Raw genomic sequence first — 16,189 nt, forward strand, 5'->3', positions numbered from 1 at the left:
TCAGGTCTGTGCCATGTCCACGAAGCGCGAGTAGTGGCCCTGGAAGGCGACCGTGATCGTCGCCGTCGGGCCGTTACGGTGCTTGCCCACGATGATGTCCGCCTCGCCCGCGCGCGGGGACTCCTTCTCGTACGCGTCCTCGCGGTGCAGCAGGATCACCATGTCCGCGTCCTGCTCGATGGAGCCGGATTCACGCAGGTCAGAGACCTGGGGCTTCTTGTCCGTGCGCTGCTCGGGACCACGGTTCAGCTGCGAGAGCGCGATGACCGGGACCTCGAGCTCCTTGGCGAGCAGCTTGAGGTTTCGCGACATGTCCGAGACTTCCTGCTGACGGCTCTCGGCCCGCTTGGAACCGCCGGACTGCATCAGCTGCAGATAGTCGATGATCACGAGCTTGATGTCGTTGCGCTGCTTGAGGCGGCGGCACTTGGCGCGGATCTCCATCATCGACAGGTTCGGGGAGTCGTCGATGTAGAGCGGCGCCGCCGAGACCTCGGGCATCCGGCGCGCGAGCCGGGTCCAGTCCTCGTCCGTCATCGTGCCGGAACGCATGTGGTGCAGCGCCACCCGCGCCTCGGCGGAGAGCAGGCGCATCGCGATCTCGTTGCGCCCCATTTCCAGGGAGAAGATGACGCTGGGCAGGTTGTGCTTGATGGAGGCGGCGCGCGCGAAGTCGAGCGCGAGCGTCGACTTACCCATGGCGGGGCGGGCCGCGATGACGATCATCTGGCCCGGGTGCAGGCCGTTCGTGAGGGAGTCGAAGTCGGTGAAGCCCGTGGGCACACCGGTCATCTCTCCGCTGCGCGAGCCGATCGCCTCGATCTCGTCGAGCGCGCCCTCCATGATGTCGCCGAGCGGCAGATAGTCCTCGCTGGTGCGCTGCTCGGTGACCGCGTAGATCTCCGCCTGGGCGCTGTTGACGATGTCGTCGACGTCGCCGTCGGCCGCGTATCCCATCTGCGTGATGCGGGTACCGGCCTCGACGAGACGGCGCAGGACCGCGCGCTCATGCACGATCTCCGCGTAGTACTCGGCGTTCGCCGCCGTCGGGACCGAGCCGACGAGCGTGTGCAGATACGGGGCGCCGCCGATCTTGGTGATCTCACCGCGCTTGGTGAGCTCGGCGGCGACGGTGATCGGGTCGGCCGGCTCCCCCTTCGCGTACAGGTCGAGGATCGCCGTGTAGACCGTCTCATGAGCCGGGCGGTAGAAGTCGTGGCCCTTGAGCACCTCGACGACGTCGGCGATGGCGTCCTTGGAGAGCAGCATGCCGCCGAGCACGGACTGTTCGGCGTCGAGATCCTGCGGCGGTACGCGCTCGAAGGACGTGCCGCCGCCGTCCCAGCCGCCGCCCTCACGGCCCCGCTCGTGCTGCTCGTCGCGGCCACGGCCGCCCTCGCGGCGCTGGCGGGAGACGGGCAGACGGTCACCCGGACCGCTGTCGGCCCAGGGGTCGTCCAATGGCTCGGAAATACTCACCGGGCCACCTCCTCCCGTCCGCCGAGCGGACCTCGCCGTGCCCCTCTTTCTTACGGCACGACACTGACAAAACAGGAAGCCCAACTCCGGTTCTGACGCGTCGGTTTTACGCGGTTTCCGAGGACGGAGAAGGAGGCGGGCGCCGGACCACGGTAGGCCCGGGGGCACCGTCAGCCAATCTGGTTATCCACAGGCGCTGTGGATGACGGGCGCGTTGCTGTGGAGAACCCGGCGAAACCTGTGCACGGCGCGGTGGACAGCCCTGTGAACAAGCCCTCAGCCCTCTCAGCAAACCGGCTCTGACCTGGCACTTTCCCATCCACCGGCTGTGCAGAAGAAAAACTTCCCCAGTCGGCCCAAGATCTCGGCGAACCCTGTCCCGCCAAGCACCCGACAGCCGTCTCCGTAAGGGTCCTGCAGCAGTTGCATCTCTTACCTGTGGAAGATTAGATTGATGCCCATGACACAGGCCCCCGTGGCGACCAAGGCCGCCCGGCGGCAGCACGACCGAGAGATCCTCGCGCTGGCCGTCCCCGCCTTCGGCGCACTCGTCGCCGAACCCCTCTTCGTGATGGCCGACAGCGCCATTGTCGGTCACCTGGGCACGGCGCAGCTCGCCGGACTCGGCGTCGCCTCGGCACTCCTGACGACCGCGGTCAGCATCTTCGTCTTCCTCGCCTACGCCACGACAGCCGCCGTCGCCCGCCGTGTGGGCGCCCAGGATCTCAGGGCCGCCATCCGTCAGGGCATGGACGGCATCTGGCTCGCGCTTCTCCTGGGCATCGCCGTCATCGCGGTCACGCTGCCGACGGCCCCCTCACTCATCGGGCTCTTCGGCGCCTCCGACACCGCCGCCCCGTACGCGAGCACGTATCTGCGCATCTCCGTCCTCGGCATCCCGGCGATGCTCGTCGTCCTGGCGTCCACCGGTGTCCTGCGCGGCCTTCAGGACACCCGTACCCCGCTCTATGTGGCGGTCGGGGGTTTCGTGGCGAACGGCGCCCTCAACGCCGGGCTCGTCTATGGCGCCGGGCTCGGCATCGCCGGCTCCGCCTGGGGCACCGTCATCGCGCAGTACGCGATGGCCGCGGTCTATCTCTTCGTGGTCGTGCGCGGCGCCCGGCGCCATGGCGCCTCGCTCCGCCCCGACCTCGTCGGCATCAAGGCGTGTGCCCAGGCCGGAGCGCCCCTGCTCGTACGGACGCTGTCGCTGCGGGCCATCCTGATGATCGCGACCGCCGTAGCCGCCCGTCTCGGCGACGCCGATATCGCGGCCCACCAGATCATCCTGTCGCTGTGGAGTCTGCTCTCCTTCGCCCTCGACGCCATCGCCATCGCGGGGCAGGCGATCATCGGCCGCTATCTCGGCGCCGACGACCCGCAGGGAGCCCGTGACGCCTGTCGTCGGATGGTGCAGTGGGGCGTCGCCTCCGGGGTCATCCTGGGAGCGCTGGTGGTCGTCACGCGACCGCTGTTCATCCCGCTCTTCTCGAGTGACCCCTCCGTCCAGGACGCAGCCTTGCCCGCCCTCGTCGTGGTCGCTCTCTCCCAGCCGATCTGCGGCGTCGTGTTCGTCCTCGACGGCGTCCTCATGGGTGCGGGCGACGGGCCCTATCTCGCTTGGGCGATGCTGGCGACCCTGGCCGCCTACGCTCCCGTGGCACTGCTGGTCCCCACGCTGGGCTGGGGACTGACGGGCGTATGGGGAGCCATGATGCTGATGATGACGGTGCGCATGCTGACGCTCTGGCTGCGCGCCCGCTCCGGGCGATGGATCGTCACCGGGGCCACGCGCTGAGGAAGCGGTGTCGCTGTTTCACGTGAAACAGCGACACCACAGCACGTCGACGACATGGCAAAGGGGCCGCACCCAGTGGGTGCGGCCCCTTCACTCAGTCCTGCCAAGCGCAGTGCTTAGGCGGAGACAACCTCGACGTTGACCTTCGCGGCAACCTCGGGGTGCAGACGCACGGACGTCGCGTGGGCGCCCAGCGTCTTGATCGGCGCGCCGAGCTCGACACGACGCTTGTCGACCTTCGGGCCACCGGCAGCCTCGATCGCCGAAGCGACGTCGGCCGGGGTGACGGAACCGAAGAGACGGCCGGCGTCGCCGGAGCGGACGGCCAGACGGACCTTGACGGCCTCGAGCTGGGCCTTGATCTCGTTGGCCTGCTCGATCGTCTGGATCTCGTGGATCTTGCGAGCACGACGGATCTGCTCGACGTCCTTCTCGCCACCCTTGGTCCAGCGGATCGCGAAGTTCCGCGGGATCAGGTAGTTGCGGGCGTAGCCGTCCTTGACGTCTACGACCTCGCCGGCGGCGCCGAGGCCGGTGACCTCGTGGGTGAGGATGATCTTCATGAGTCGGTCACCCTTCCCTTATCGCGCGGTGGACGTGTAGGGCAGCAGCGCCATCTCACGGCTGTTCTTCACGGCCGTGGCGACGTCACGCTGGTGCTGCGTGCAGTTGCCGGTCACGCGGCGGGCACGGATCTTGCCGCGGTCGGAAATGAACTTCCGCAGCATGTTCGTGTCCTTGTAGTCCACGTACGTGACCTTGTCCTTGCAGAAAGCGCAGACCTTCTTCTTCGGCTTGCGCACAGGCGGCTTCGCCATGGTGTTTCTCCTGTGTGATCAAGAAGTGTGGGTACGGCCCACCCTCGGCCCGAAGGCTTAGAAGGGGGGCTCGTCCGAGTAGCCGCCGCCGGAGCCGCCGGAGTTTCCACCCCAGCCACCGCCGCCGCCCTGCTGCTGGCCGCCGCCGGCCGGCGCACCGGTCGCCCAGGGGTCGTCGGCGGGAGCACCGCCGCCACCCTGCTGCTGACCGCCGCCGGAGCCACCGCCCCAGCCGCCGCCCTGCTGGCCGCCGCCACCGCCGCCGTAACCACCCTGGCCGCCACGGCCCGAGGTCTTGGTGACCTTGGCCGTCGCGTTCTTCAAGCTGGCGCCGACTTCCTCGACGTCCAGCTCGTAGACCGTGCGCTTGATGCCCTCACGGTCCTCGTAAGACCGCTGCTTCAGTCGGCCCTGCACGATGACGCGCATGCCTCGCTGAAGCGACTCTGCGACGTTCTCCGCCGCCTGACGCCAGACCGAGCAGGTCAGGAACAGGCTCTCGCCGTCCTTCCACTCATTGGTCTGCCGGTCGAAAGTGCGGGGAGTGGACGCGACACGGAACTTCGCGACCGCCGCACCGGACGGGGTGAAGCGCAGCTCGGGGTCGTCGACAAGATTGCCGACGACCGTGATGACGGTCTCGCCTGCCATGGGTGAACCTCTCGGCGGGTTTGCTGCTGGCTGCTTGCTGCTACTCGAAACCCGAGTGCCGCTGAGCTAGGAAGCTCAGTGGGTCTCGGGACGGAGGACCTTGGTCCGGAGGACCGACTCGTTCAGGTTCATCTGGCGGTCGAGCTCCTTGACGACCGCAGGCTCGGCCTGCAGGTCGATGACCGAGTAGATGCCCTCGGGCTTCTTCTTGATCTCGTACGAGAGACGACGACGGCCCCAGGTGTCGACCTTCTCCACCTTTCCGTTGCCCTCACGGACGACGGAGAGGAAGTTCTCGATCAGCGGGGAGACAGCACGCTCCTCGAGATCGGGGTCGAGGATGACCATCACCTCGTAGTGACGCATGTGGAACCCACCTCCTTTGGACTCAGCGGCCACGGTCGTTCCGTGGCAGGAGGGTTGTTATGCGTACGCAACGGTATCGGCCGCCACTGACAATCAGGCCCTTCAGAGAAGGACTGCCGTCGTGGCCTGGGCAGACACCGGTGCAGACGGTACAGAGTACCCGCACCGAGGCTTCCGGTTGAAATCCGGCGGCGGGCGGGCAGAATCTGTACACATCGGGTGTCTATGGCGCTACGATGCGCCGCCTTCCGCAGGAGGTGCCTCCCATGGCACAGACAATGCGCCCCACCAACACCGCCACGTCTCTCTTCGCCACGGACGGGAAACCCCATCCCCTCCAGGACACGCTCCTCGGCGTGACCCTGGTGCTCGGCGCCATCGCGTTCATCACGGCGATGTTCCACAACCTCCACCTCATCAGTTCCTGGACCGGCCTCGTGGGGATCTTCACAGGCGCGTACGGCCAGTTCATCTCGGTCACGACCCGCGAGCGCTTCGGCATGATCCTCGGTCTCGGCGCCTCGGCCGTCGGGTTCTTCCTGGGCATGGCGCACGGCGGTCTCTTCGGCGGAATCGTCGGCTGAACCCCCTCCGGCACCCCGGTCCCGCTCCTGACCGGGGTCCCAGGTTCCATACGCCCAGACGGGGCGCGGGCGGGGCGCAGTAGGCTTCGGCGCGAGAGCCGGAGCCCCTGTACCCATGGGGACAGACCTGCCGAGGAGCGCCCCGCATGAGCCTGACCCTGAGGACCATCGACCGGAAGCTGCATCTGGATTACATCCAGAGCCTGCCGTCGGCGAGTCATTGCCAGGTCCCGGCATGGGCTGATGTGAAGAGCGAGTGGCGTTCGGAGAGCCTGGGCTGGTTCGACGACCGGACCGGCCAGCTCGTCGGTGTGGGCCTGGTCCTCTACCGCCAGCTGCCCAAGGTCAAGCGATACCTCGCGTACCTGCCCGAGGGCCCGGTCATCAACTGGTACGCCCCGAATCTGGACGAGTGGCTGCAGCCGATGCTCGCCCACCTCAAGAAGCAGGGCGCCTTCTCCGTGAAGATGGGCCCGCCCGTCGTGATCCGCCGCTGGGACGCTCCGGCGATCAAGGCAGGCATCCAGAACCCCGACGTGAAGCGGCTGCGCGACACCGAGGCGACGCACATCGAGCCGCGTGCCTTCGAGGTCGCGGACCGGCTGCGCCGCATGGGCTGGCAGCAGGGCGAGGACGGCGGCGCCGGCTTCGGTGACGTCCAGCCCCGCTTCGTCTTCCAGGTGCCGCTGGCCAATCGCTCCCTGGAGGAGGTCCAGAAGGGCTTCAACCAGCTGTGGCGCCGCAACATCAAGAAGGCCGAGAAGGCCGGTGTCGAGGTCGTCCAGGGCGGCTACCAGGACCTCGCCGAGTGGCAGCGCCTCTACGAGATCACGGCGGTGCGCGACAAGTTCCGCCCGCGCCCGCTCGGCTACTTCCAGCAGATGTGGCAGGCCCTCAACTCCGAGGACCCCAACCGCATGCGGCTGTACTTCGCGCGGCACAACGGCGTGAACCTGTCGGCCGCGACGATGCTCGTCGTCGGCGGCCACGTCTGGTACTCCTACGGCGCCTCGGACAACATCGGGCGCGAGGTCCGGCCCTCGAACGCGATGCAGTGGCGGATGCTGCGCGACGCGTACGCGATGGGAGCCACCGTCTATGACCTGCGCGGCATCTCCGACTCCCTGGACGAGACGGACCACCTCTTCGGCCTGATCCAGTTCAAGGTCGGCACCGGCGGCGAGGCCGCCGAGTACATCGGCGAATGGGACTTCCCGCTCAACAAGCTGCTGCACAAGGCCCTCGACATCTACATGTCGCGCCGCTGAACCGGCACACTTTCCTTCCGTACCTCTGACCTCAGACACACCGCAGCCACACGAAAGGTTCCGGACCGGCCATGGCGCTCACGCTCTCCGTCGACACCGCGCGCTGGCGGGCGCATCACAAGCACGTGCTGGAGCAGTTCCCGGGCCTGGTCCCGGTCTGCAAGGGCAACGGCTACGGCTTCGGGCATGAGCGGCTCGCGGAGGAAGCCACGCGCTTCGGCTCCGACATCCTCGCCGTCGGCACGACGTACGAAGCAGCGCGGATCAAGGACTTCTTCGGGGGCGACCTGCTGGTCCTGACGCCGTTCAGGCGGGGCGAGGAGCCGGTGCCGCTGCCGGACCGGGTCATCCGTTCCGTGTCCTCCCTCGACGGCGTGCACGGCCTCGTCGGGGCACGCGTGGTCATCGAGGTCATGTCCTCGATGAAGCGCCACGGCGTGAGCGAGCAGGACCTGCCGCAGCTGCACGCGGCCATCGAGGACGTCCGCCTCGAGGGCTTCGCGATCCATCTCCCGCTGGACCGCACCGACGGCTCGGACGCCGTCGAGGAGGTCATCGGCTGGATGGACCGCCTGCGCGCGGCCCGGCTCCCGCTGCACACGATGTTCGTCAGCCACCTCAAGGCCGCCGAACTCGCCCGCCTCCAGCAGCAGTTCCCGCAGACCCGCTTCCGTGCGCGCATCGGCACGCAGCTGTGGCTGGGCGACCACGAGGCGACGGAGTACCGCGGCGCGGTGCTCGACGTCACGCGCGTCGCCAAGGGTGACCGCTTCGGCTACCGCCAGCAGAAGGTCGCCTCGGACGGCTACCTGGTCGTCGTCGCGGGCGGCACGTCGCACGGGGTGGGCCTGGAGGCCCCGAAGGCGCTGCACGGCATGATGCCGCGCGCCAAGGGCGTGGCCCGCGCGGGACTCGCGACCGTCAACCGCAACCTCTCGCCGTTCGTCTGGGCGGGCAAGCAGCGCTGGTTCGCGGAGCCGCCGCACATGCAGGTCTCCATCCTCTTCGTCCCCGCGGACGCGCCGGAGCCCAAGGTGGGCGAGGAACTCGTCGCCCACCTGCGCCACACCACGACGCAGTTCGACCGAATCGTCGACCGCTGAGCACAACGCCGAAGGGGCGGACACGGCAGCGTGTCCGCCCCTTCGGTGTGTGCACTCAGGAAGTAGCGTCGTCCGCCGTCGTGCCCCACTTCACATACGTACCTTCGGCCATGTGGGCCGCGTGCCGCGGGGGATGGGCCGCCGCTCCCAAGGCGAAGACGTCCTGCGCGCCGTCCAGGACACCGCCCGAGGGGTCGTCGTCCCCGGCCCGCCGCACCACGTCCCGCTCCGGCATCAGGATGTCGCGTACGACCACGGCGCACAGGTAGAGGGTCCCCAACAGGTGGACCGCGATGGCGAGTTGGTAGCCCTCCGTCGGCAGCCCCTTGTGGGCGTCTCCGCTCGTCGTGTACGCGAGGTACATCCAGATGCCGAGGAAGTACGCCACCTCGCACGCCTGCCAGATCAGGAAGTCCCGCCAGCGCGGCCGGGCCAGGGCGGCCAGGGGGATCAGCCACAGCACGTACTGCGGTGAATAGACCTTGTTGGTGAGGATGAAGGCCGCGACGACCAGGAACGCGAGCTGCGCGAAGCGGGGGCGTCGTGGGGCCGTGAGGCCGAGCGCACCGACGCCCAGGCACGCCAGCAGCATGAGGGCAGTGGCGAGGGTGTTGACGGTGTCTGTGGTCAGCGGGCTGTCCATGCGCTGGGAGAGGATCAGCCAGAACGACCCGAAGTCGACGCCCCGCTCCTGGCTGAAGGTGTAGAACTTCGCCCAGCCCTCGCGGATGTGGAAGCCCGTCGAGTCGTGCATGACCATCACCGGCAGGTTCACCACGAGCCAGGCGCCCACCGTCGCACCCACAGCCGTGCCGAATTCTCTCCACTTGCCGGCGCGCCAGCAGAGGATGAGCAGCGGCCCGAGGATGAGTGCCGGATAGAGCTTGGCGGCCGTGGCAAGCCCGAGCAGCACACCGAAGGCGAGGGTCCGCCCACGTGACCACATCAGCATCGCGGCGGCCGTGAGCGCGACGGCGAAGAGATCCCAGTTGATGGTGGCCGTCAGCGCGAAGGCGGGCGCGAGCGCGACGAGCAGGCCGTCCCAGGGGCGGCGCCGGTGAGTACGGGCGATACAGACGGCGATGACCGCTGTGCAGGCCATCAGCATCCCCGCGTTGACCATCCAGTACCACTTCTCCTGGTGCTGAATGGAGCCGCTGCCGGGCGTCAGCCAGGACGCCACCTCCATGAACACCCCGGTGAGCACCGGGTACTCGAGGTACTCCATGTCGCCGGGCAGCTTGTCGAAGTACGGCACGAGACCATCGGCGAAGCCGCGCCCCTGATAGAGGTGCGGGATGTCGGAGTAGCAGGCGTGCGTGTACTGCGAGCTGGCCCCGAAGAACCAGCCGCCGTTGTAGCAGGGGAACTTCTGCACCATCCCGAGGGCGAACATCCCCAGGGCGACCAGCACGATGACGCGTACGGGGCCCCACCAGGACGCGGTGAACAGCACTCTTCGGCCGACGGGCCCGCCGATCAGCTCACTGCCGGCCGCGGCGACCTCGTCCTCCTTGGTCGGCCGGACCGGCTCCCGCTCCCGCATGCTCGGGGGCTGGTGCTCGCTCGTGGGCGTCATCTCTGCACTGGGCATGCCGCACATCCTGCCGTACGCACCTGAGAACACGTCGAGGGCCGCCGCACCCGGTAGGTGCGGCGGCCCTCGTTTCACGTGAAACACGCGCCGTGCTCGTCAGCTGACTCCTAGGAGCCAGGCACCGGAGCGGCCACTGGATCAGCCGCCGTCCGCCCCTCCCAGGAAGCCTCCTCCGTTGCCATTGCCGTTACTGCCCCCGGTGCCCCCACCTGTCGGATTGTCCGTGCTCGGTGGTGACTGACCACCGGTACCTCCGCCGGTGTCGACACCGCCGTCGGACGTACCGCCGTCGTTGTTGCACTGCCAGTCGTCCCATGCACAGGACTGCGTGGGGTCCGGGGATTCGGACGGCGATTCAGAGGGCTTGCCGCTGTCGGAGGGGGTCGCCGAGGGGGTCTCCGACGGTTCCTCGGTCGGCGTCGGGGTCGGCGTCGGCGGCGGGGTCTCGCCGACGACCTCACCGATCGATTCCGGCGTCGGGAAGCGCACGACGCTCTTGCCCTTCATCGCCTTCTCCATGTAGTCGTGCCAGATCTCCGAGGGGAACGAGGCACCGTGGATCTTCTCCTCGCCACCCGTTCCATACATCTCCAGGAACTGGCGCTTCTTGTTGCCCTCGTTGTCGTCGAGCCGGTACATGCTGATCGCGGTCGACAGCTGCGGGGTGTAGCCGACGAACCAGGCGGACTTGTTGCCGTCGGTCGTACCGGTCTTGCCCGCCACGTCACGCCCGGGCAGCTGGGCCTTGGTGCCGGTGCCCTTCTCGACGACGGTCTTCAGCACGTCGGTCACATTGTTGGCGACGTCATCGTTGAATGCCTGCTTGGGCTTCACTTCGTGCCGGTAGACCGTCTCGCCCTCGTGATCGATGCTCTTCACCGAGAACGGGTCGTTCTGCTTCCCTTCCGCCGCGAACGTGGAGTACGCGCCAGCCATGCGGATCGCACTCGGCGACGACGTACCGAGCGAGAAGGACGGGTAGTTGGCGCTGGCCATGGAGTTGTCGTCGCGGAGTCCCGCGTCCATGGCGGCCTGCTTCACCTTGTCGAGCCCGACGTCCATGCCGAGCTGGACATAGGCCGAGTTCACCGACTCGCGCATGGCCTCACGAAGGTCGATCTGGTAGCTCGGGGCGTTGTAGGAGGCGCCGCCATCATTCTTCTGCAGCCACTCCTTGCCGTCCTTGTCCTGCCAAACATCCCCGTTGTACTTCTGGATCTTGAGTTTGTTCTTGCCGCTGTACAGGCTCTTCGGATTGACGATCTTGCGCTGGCTTTCGCCCTGAACCTCCTGCCCCTTGGGATCGCGCACACCGTCCTTGAAGGCAGCCGCCAGGACGAACGGCTTGAAGGTCGAACCCACCTGGGCACCGGTCTGGTCGGCGTTGTTGGTGAAGTGCTTGGTCGCGTCCTCACCGCCGTAGATCGCTTCGATCGCACCGTTCTTCGGGTTCACCGACGCACCACCGAACTGGACGTGGGAGTCCTTGTCCGGGCGTTTCTTCGGGTCGATCTTGGCCTTGCGCACCTTCTTCACCGCGTCCTCGAGCTCCTTGACCTTGTTCCTGTCGAAGGTCGTGTGGATCTCATAGCCGCCCAGCTGAAGCTGGTTCTCGGTGATGTTGGTGTTGTTGAGCACGTACGCCTTGGCAAGGCCGACCAGATAGCCGGTCTGGCCACCCAGCTGAGCGTTCGAGCGCGGGTTCTGCGTCTTGGGGAACTTGTTGTACTTGGCCCGGGTCTCGGCGGTCATGTGACCGTCCTTGACCTCCTCGTCGAGGATCCACTTCCACCGTTTCAGGGCCCGTGCCTTGTTGGCCTCCTGCGAGGCGGCGGGGTCGACCTCGGGGGAGCCCGCGGGGTCGTAGTAGGTGGCGCCCTTGAGCACCGTCGCCAGGAGAGCGCACTGGCTCGGGTTGAGGTCCTTGGCGTCCCTGTTGAAGTACGTGCGCGCGGCGGCCTGGATGCCATAGGCACCCCGGCCGTAGTAGGCGGTGTTGAGATACCCCGCCATGATCGTTTCCTTCTTCTCCTGGCGGCCCACCTTTATGGAGATGAAGAGTTCCTTGAACTTCCGGCTGAACGTCTGCGACTGGTCACCGAGGCGCGCGTTCTTCACGTACTGCTGAGTGATGGTCGAACCACCCTGGGTCTCCCCGCCCTTGGCCATGTTGACCAGGGCACGGGTGATGCCCATCGGGTCGATGCCCTTGTCCTTCTCGAAGGACTTGTTCTCCGCGGAGATGACGGCGTACCGCATCTCCTTGGGGATGTCCTCGTACTTGATGATCTGGCGGTTGGCCTCGCCGCCGGTCGCGACCATCACCTTGCCGTCGGCCCAGTAGTAGACGTTGTTCTGGGCCAGGGCGGCGTCGTCGACCTTCGGGACCTCCACCAGCGCGTACGCGATGCCCGCGACGGCCATCAGACTGCCGACGAACGCGATGAAGAGGCCGGAGACCAGGCGCCACGAAGGGATCCAGCGCCGCACTCCGTGCCTACCCGCCCGCGGGTAGTCGATGAAGCGCTTCTTGCGGGGCGGCTCGAAGCCACGCCCCCGGCCGCGCCCCGGACCTCCGGGACCACCGGGTCCGCCACCGCGTCGCCCTCCGCCGCCACCGCGCCCGGGCCCGTCGGGGGCCCTGCGGTGCCCGCTGCCGGCGGCCGAACCACTGCGCTGCGCTGCGCGCCGCGCCTCGGCCCGGCCGCCGTACGGTCGTTCCCCGCCCTCGGAAGGACCGGAACCATACGAGGACGAGGGCGATCCTGTGGCGCCCCGCGGTGCTGCGCGACGGCCGGACGGTGCGCCGGAAGCGCCGCGTCGGGCCGCGGCACGTCCGCCGCCCTGCGGCTGCGGCGGTTTGCGACGGTGCTCGCTCATCGAACGATTACTCCTCGGGCAGGCGCGGGCATCCGCGCCTGGAAACGGCGGCTGGTTTCCGGTCCCCCCGACGTGCGGACGGGCCCATTCCGGCACCCACCCGCACCACACCGGGGACGACGACGCTCCCAAACGTCACTTGGTTCCCGGCGGTTTGCATGGCGCACAGACTACGCACCGTCAAAACCCTCGTAGCCCCGAAGTTCACCCCAAATCAGGCAAGTTACTTCCTACGAATCGGTGATGTGATGCCGTTCACCGTCCCCCCTCTTGCCCCAGCCGGAAGGCCGTTCTATCGTCACGATGTATCGAGTCGATACATCAGCTCGGCATAAAGACCGCGCCAAGGGTTCGCGACAGAGAGGGGGCGGCGATGAGCAGGCGCTCCGGCATCCTCGAGTTCGCCGTACTCGGTCTGCTGCGCGAGTCCCCGATGCACGGCTATGAGCTGCGTAAACGACTCAATACATCGCTCGGAGTCTTCCGTGCCTTCAGTTACGGGACCCTGTACCCCTGCCTCAAGACGCTGGTCGCCAACGGCTGGTTGATCGAGGAGCCGGGCACGGGACCCGACGAGGCCCTGGCCGCACCACTCTCAGGGCGTCGCGCCAAGATCGTCTACCGATTGACAGCAGAAGGTAAGGAACACTTCGAGGACCTGCTCTCGCAGACCGGCCCCGATGCGTACGAGGACGAGCACTTCGCCGCCCGCTTCGCCTTTTTCGGCCAAACTTCGCGAGACGTACGCATGCGCGTGCTCGAAGGGCGGCGCAGCCGTCTGGAGGAGCGCCTGGAGAAGATGCGGGCCTCACTGGCCCGCACCCGGGAGCGCCTCGACGATTACACGCTTGAGCTGCAGCGGCACGGCATGGAGTCCGTGGAGCGCGAAGTGCGCTGGCTGAACGAGCTCATCGAGAGCGAGCGCGCCGGACGCGACCAGCAACGGTCGACGCCGGACGGCTCCGCTCAGCAGGACAGCACATCTGGGGAGTCGGGCGGCCTGCCCCGGCGGCGAGGCAGCGCCTCGCCGCCGGATCCGTCCGATGACACCGCCACGTGACCTCCGCGATCCGCGGGGTCACATCCGGAATACCGAGATCACACAGGGAGCAACCGGAATGGGTTCGGTTCGCGTAGCCATCGTCGGCGTGGGCAACTGCGCCGCCTCGCTGGTCCAGGGCGTCGAGTTCTACAAGGACGCCGACCCGGACACCAAGGTCCCGGGCCTCATGCACGTCCAGTTCGGCGACTACCACGTCGGTGACGTCGAGTTCGTCGCCGCGTTCGACGTCGACGCGAAGAAGGTCGGCCTCGACCTCGCGGACGCCATCGGTGCCAGCGAGAACAACACCATCAAGATCTGCGACGTGCCCAACAGCGGCGTCCAGGTCCAGCGTGGCCACACCCTCGACGGCCTGGGCAAGTACTACCGCGAGACCATCGAGGAGTCCGCCGAGGCCCCGGTCGACGTCGTCCAGATCCTCAAGGACAAGCAGGTCGACGTCCTCGTCTGTTACCTGCCCGTCGGTTCCGAGGATGCCGCGAAGTACTACGCGCAGTGCGCCATCGACGCCAAGGTCGCCTTCGTGAACGCCCTCCCGGTGTTCATCGCCGGCACGAAGGAGTGGGCGGACAAGTTCACCGAGGCCGGCGTGCCGATCGTCGGTGACGACATCAAGTCGCAGGTCGGCGCCACCATCACGCACCGTGTGATGGCCAAGCTGTTCGAGGACCGCGGTGTCCGTCTTGAGCGCACCATGCAGCTCAACGTCGGCGGCAACATGGACTTCAAGAACATGCTCGAGCGCGACCGCCTCGAGTCCAAGAAGATCTCGAAGACGCAGGCCGTCACCTCGCAGATCCCGGACCGCGACCTGGGCGAGAAGAACGTCCACATCGGCCCGTCCGACTACGTCGCGTGGCTCGACGACCGCAAGTGGGCCTACGTCCGCCTCGAGGGCCGCGCCTTCGGTGAGGTCCCGCTGAACCTGGAGTACAAGCTCGAGGTCTGGGACTCCCCGAACTCGGCCGGTGTCATCATCGACGCCCTGCGTGCCGCGAAGATCGCCAAGGACCGCGGCATCGGCGGCCCGATCCTCTCCGCGTCCTCGTACTTCATGAAGTCCCCGCCGGTGCAGTACTTCGACGACGAGGCGTTCGAGAACGTCGAGAAGTTCATCAAGGGCGAGGTCGAGCGCTAACCAGACCCAGAGGGGCGGCACCGCTCCTCCTCCCGGTCTGACGAGGGCCCCGGAGCGTACACGTCGTACGCGCCGGGGCCCTCCTCGTATGTGAGGCTGTGCCCCATGGCTGTCGTACGTGACCTGCGCGTACTCCTGCGCTTCCAGGCGTTTCGGCGCCTGCTCGCCCTACGGCTGCTGTCCCAGGGCGCGGACGGCGTCTATCAGGTCGCGCTCGCTACCTACGTCGTCTTCTCACCGGAGAAGCAGACCTCCGCCACGGCCGTCGCCTCCGCGATGGCCGTACTCCTCCTGCCGTACTCCCTCGTCGGCCCCTTCGCGGGTGTGCTGCTGGACCGCTGGCAGCGACGACAGGTTTTCCTGTACGGGAATCTGCTGCGGGCCGCACTGGCCTCGCTGACCGCGCTGCTGATGCTGAGCTCGGCACCGAATTGGCTCTTCTACGCCTCCGCGCTGTGCGTCACGGCCGTCAACCGCTTTGTCCTGGCGGGGCTTTCGGCCGCGCTGCCCCGCGTGGTCGACACCGAGCGCCTCGTCATCGCCAACTCCCTCTCTCCGACGGCCGGGACGCTCGCGGCCACCATGGGCGGTGTACTCGCCTTCGCCGTACGCGTGCTGGTGGCGGACTCGGACGCGGCGGTGGTCCTCCTCGGGGCCGTCCTCTACCTCTGCTCGGCCCTCTCGTCACTGACCCTGACGCGGCAACTGCTGGGTCCTGAACCGGAGTTGGTGCAGCCACGCATCGGAACAGCTCTGGCCAGCACGGCGCAGGGTCTGCGGGAGGGCGTCCGGCACCTCTGGGAACGCCCCGCGGCAGCCCGCTCGCTCACCGCGATGACGCTGATGCGCTTCTGCTACGGCGCACTCCTGGTCATGGTGCTGATGCTCTGCCGGTACGCGTGGAGTTCGACGGAGACCGATGGTCTCGCGCTCCTCGGGCTCGCCGCGGTGGTCTCGGCGGCGGGGTTCTTCGTCGCGGCGGTGGTGACGCCCGCGGCGGTGGACCGGCTCGGCCCCGCGGGCTGGATCGCCGGATGCGCGGGCACGGCAGCGGTCCTCGAACCCGCCCTCAGCCTGTCCTTCGCCCCTGTCCCCATACTCGTCGCCGCCTTCGTGCTCGGTCTGACGACGCAAGGCGCGAAGATCGCCACGGACACGGTGATGCAGTCCTCGGTGGACGACGGCTTCCGCGGCCGGATCTTCTCCCTCTACGACGTGCTGTTCAACGTCGCATTCGTCGCCGCGGCCGGGGTAGCCGCGCTGATGCTGCCGCCTGACGGTCGATCGGTGCCGCTCGCGACCTCAGTTGCCTTGATCTACGCGGCAGTTGCTGCGCTTATGACCCGATTCCGCGCACAGTAAGTGTTACATCAGTGCCACAGAGAACCCTCTGGGTTCAGAGTTGCCATTGGGGCCAGATAGCTTACGGGGCGTCGCATCCGCG

The 16,189-nt window shown here is 67.6% G+C and carries 14 protein-coding genes; 7 read left to right on the forward strand and 7 right to left on the reverse strand.

Annotation, left to right across the window (positions count from 1 at the left end; genetic code table 11):
• Positions 1 to 1,479, reverse strand: coding sequence for a replicative DNA helicase (gene dnaB / locus ACQB60_RS38275; protein ID WP_496930702.1), 1,479 nt, complete (start codon positions 1,477 to 1,479; stop codon positions 1 to 3).
• 454 nt (positions 1,480 to 1,933) lie between these two features.
• Between dnaB and ACQB60_RS38280 the strand changes: the two genes are divergently transcribed.
• Positions 1,934 to 3,277, forward strand: a complete 1,344-nt coding sequence (locus ACQB60_RS38280; RefSeq protein WP_384829162.1) for an MATE family efflux transporter — start codon at positions 1,934 to 1,936, stop codon at positions 3,275 to 3,277.
• A 116-nt stretch (positions 3,278 to 3,393) separates the two neighbouring features.
• Here the strand turns inward: ACQB60_RS38280 and rplI are convergent, their stop codons facing one another.
• From rplI to rpsF, 4 genes are all read right to left on the reverse strand, one after another.
• The gene (rplI, locus tag ACQB60_RS38285) at positions 3,394 to 3,840 is read right to left on the reverse strand and encodes a 50S ribosomal protein L9 (protein WP_384829164.1); all 447 of its coding nucleotides are present in this window, start codon (positions 3,838 to 3,840) and stop codon (positions 3,394 to 3,396) included.
• Between the two features lie 18 nt (positions 3,841 to 3,858).
• Positions 3,859 to 4,095 carry a 30S ribosomal protein S18 gene (gene rpsR, locus ACQB60_RS38290; protein ID WP_003949403.1) on the reverse strand — a complete coding sequence of 79 codons (237 nt, stop codon included), beginning with the start codon at positions 4,093 to 4,095 and terminating at the stop codon, positions 3,859 to 3,861.
• Between the two features lie 57 nt (positions 4,096 to 4,152).
• Complete coding sequence (locus ACQB60_RS38295; protein ID WP_384829166.1) at positions 4,153 to 4,746, reverse strand: single-stranded DNA-binding protein; 594 nt, start codon at positions 4,744 to 4,746, stop codon at positions 4,153 to 4,155.
• 75 nt (positions 4,747 to 4,821) lie between these two features.
• The gene (rpsF, locus tag ACQB60_RS38300; RefSeq protein ID WP_006604399.1) at positions 4,822 to 5,112 is read right to left on the reverse strand and encodes a 30S ribosomal protein S6; all 291 of its coding nucleotides are present in this window, start codon (positions 5,110 to 5,112) and stop codon (positions 4,822 to 4,824) included.
• A 266-nt stretch (positions 5,113 to 5,378) separates the two neighbouring features.
• Between rpsF and ACQB60_RS38305 the strand changes: the two genes are divergently transcribed.
• The 3 genes from ACQB60_RS38305 to ACQB60_RS38315 all read left to right on the forward strand — a co-directional run bounded on the left by ACQB60_RS38305 (position 5,379) and on the right by ACQB60_RS38315 (position 8,067).
• Complete coding sequence (locus tag ACQB60_RS38305) at positions 5,379 to 5,696, forward strand: hypothetical protein (protein ID WP_496930703.1); 318 nt, start codon at positions 5,379 to 5,381, stop codon at positions 5,694 to 5,696.
• 146 nt (positions 5,697 to 5,842) lie between these two features.
• On the forward strand, positions 5,843 to 6,964 hold the full coding sequence (locus ACQB60_RS38310; RefSeq protein WP_384829170.1) for a lipid II:glycine glycyltransferase FemX: 1,122 nt from the start codon (positions 5,843 to 5,845) through the stop codon (positions 6,962 to 6,964).
• Positions 6,965 to 7,035: 71 nt separating this feature from the next.
• Positions 7,036 to 8,067: an alanine racemase gene (locus ACQB60_RS38315; protein ID WP_496930704.1), complete on the forward strand. Its 1,032-nt coding sequence runs from the start codon at positions 7,036 to 7,038 to the stop codon at positions 8,065 to 8,067.
• A gap of 55 nt (positions 8,068 to 8,122) precedes the next feature.
• Here ACQB60_RS38315 and ACQB60_RS38320 read toward each other — a convergent pair whose 3' ends face one another.
• Together ACQB60_RS38320 and ACQB60_RS38325 are read right to left on the reverse strand one after the other, a co-directional pair.
• Complete coding sequence (locus tag ACQB60_RS38320) at positions 8,123 to 9,661, reverse strand: glycosyltransferase family 87 protein (RefSeq protein WP_496930705.1); 1,539 nt, start codon at positions 9,659 to 9,661, stop codon at positions 8,123 to 8,125.
• Positions 9,662 to 9,802: 141 nt separating this feature from the next.
• A complete protein-coding gene (locus ACQB60_RS38325; RefSeq protein ID WP_496930706.1) occupies positions 9,803 to 12,544 on the reverse strand; it encodes a transglycosylase domain-containing protein in 2,742 nt (913 codons plus the stop codon).
• Positions 12,545 to 12,917: 373 nt separating this feature from the next.
• Here ACQB60_RS38325 and ACQB60_RS38330 point away from each other — a divergent pair, with 373 nt between their 5' ends.
• The 3 genes from ACQB60_RS38330 (at position 12,918) to ACQB60_RS38340 (ending at position 16,107) form a co-directional block, all read left to right on the forward strand.
• Positions 12,918 to 13,604 carry a PadR family transcriptional regulator gene (locus tag ACQB60_RS38330; RefSeq protein ID WP_496930707.1) on the forward strand — a complete coding sequence of 229 codons (687 nt, stop codon included), beginning with the start codon at positions 12,918 to 12,920 and terminating at the stop codon, positions 13,602 to 13,604.
• 58 nt (positions 13,605 to 13,662) lie between these two features.
• Positions 13,663 to 14,745, forward strand: a complete 1,083-nt coding sequence (locus ACQB60_RS38335; RefSeq protein WP_384829180.1) for an inositol-3-phosphate synthase — start codon at positions 13,663 to 13,665, stop codon at positions 14,743 to 14,745.
• Between the two features lie 105 nt (positions 14,746 to 14,850).
• The gene (locus ACQB60_RS38340) at positions 14,851 to 16,107 is read left to right on the forward strand and encodes an MFS transporter (RefSeq protein WP_496930708.1); all 1,257 of its coding nucleotides are present in this window, start codon (positions 14,851 to 14,853) and stop codon (positions 16,105 to 16,107) included.
• Positions 16,108 to 16,189 lie beyond the last annotated feature (82 nt).

This window comes from Streptomyces odontotermitis (assembly GCF_050510915.1).
Taxonomy (GTDB): Bacteria; Actinomycetota; Actinomycetes; order Streptomycetales; family Streptomycetaceae; genus Streptomyces.

Bases quoted from the DNA above. Each gene is read 5' to 3' on its own strand.
- ACQB60_RS38295 (WP_384829166.1), bottom strand. From the start codon at position 4,746: ATGGCAGGCGAGACCGTCATCACGGTCGTCGGCAATCTTGTCGACGAC.
- ACQB60_RS38325 (WP_496930706.1), bottom strand. From the start codon at position 12,544: ATGAGCGAGCACCGTCGCAAACCGCCGCAGCCGCAGGGCGGCGGACGT.
- ACQB60_RS38305 (WP_496930703.1), top strand. From the start codon at position 5,379: ATGGCACAGACAATGCGCCCCACCAACACCGCCACGTCTCTCTTCGCC.
- ACQB60_RS38320 (WP_496930705.1), bottom strand. From the start codon at position 9,661: ATGCCCAGTGCAGAGATGACGCCCACGAGCGAGCACCAGCCCCCGAGC.
- ACQB60_RS38335 (WP_384829180.1), top strand. From the start codon at position 13,663: ATGGGTTCGGTTCGCGTAGCCATCGTCGGCGTGGGCAACTGCGCCGCC.
- ACQB60_RS38330 (WP_496930707.1), top strand. From the start codon at position 12,918: ATGAGCAGGCGCTCCGGCATCCTCGAGTTCGCCGTACTCGGTCTGCTG.
- rpsF (WP_006604399.1), bottom strand. From the start codon at position 5,112: ATGCGTCACTACGAGGTGATGGTCATCCTCGACCCCGATCTCGAGGAG.
- ACQB60_RS38310 (WP_384829170.1), top strand. From the start codon at position 5,843: ATGAGCCTGACCCTGAGGACCATCGACCGGAAGCTGCATCTGGATTAC.
- ACQB60_RS38280 (WP_384829162.1), top strand. From the start codon at position 1,934: ATGCCCATGACACAGGCCCCCGTGGCGACCAAGGCCGCCCGGCGGCAG.
- ACQB60_RS38315 (WP_496930704.1), top strand. From the start codon at position 7,036: ATGGCGCTCACGCTCTCCGTCGACACCGCGCGCTGGCGGGCGCATCAC.
- rpsR (WP_003949403.1), bottom strand. From the start codon at position 4,095: ATGGCGAAGCCGCCTGTGCGCAAGCCGAAGAAGAAGGTCTGCGCTTTC.
- rplI (WP_384829164.1), bottom strand. From the start codon at position 3,840: ATGAAGATCATCCTCACCCACGAGGTCACCGGCCTCGGCGCCGCCGGC.
- ACQB60_RS38340 (WP_496930708.1), top strand. From the start codon at position 14,851: ATGGCTGTCGTACGTGACCTGCGCGTACTCCTGCGCTTCCAGGCGTTT.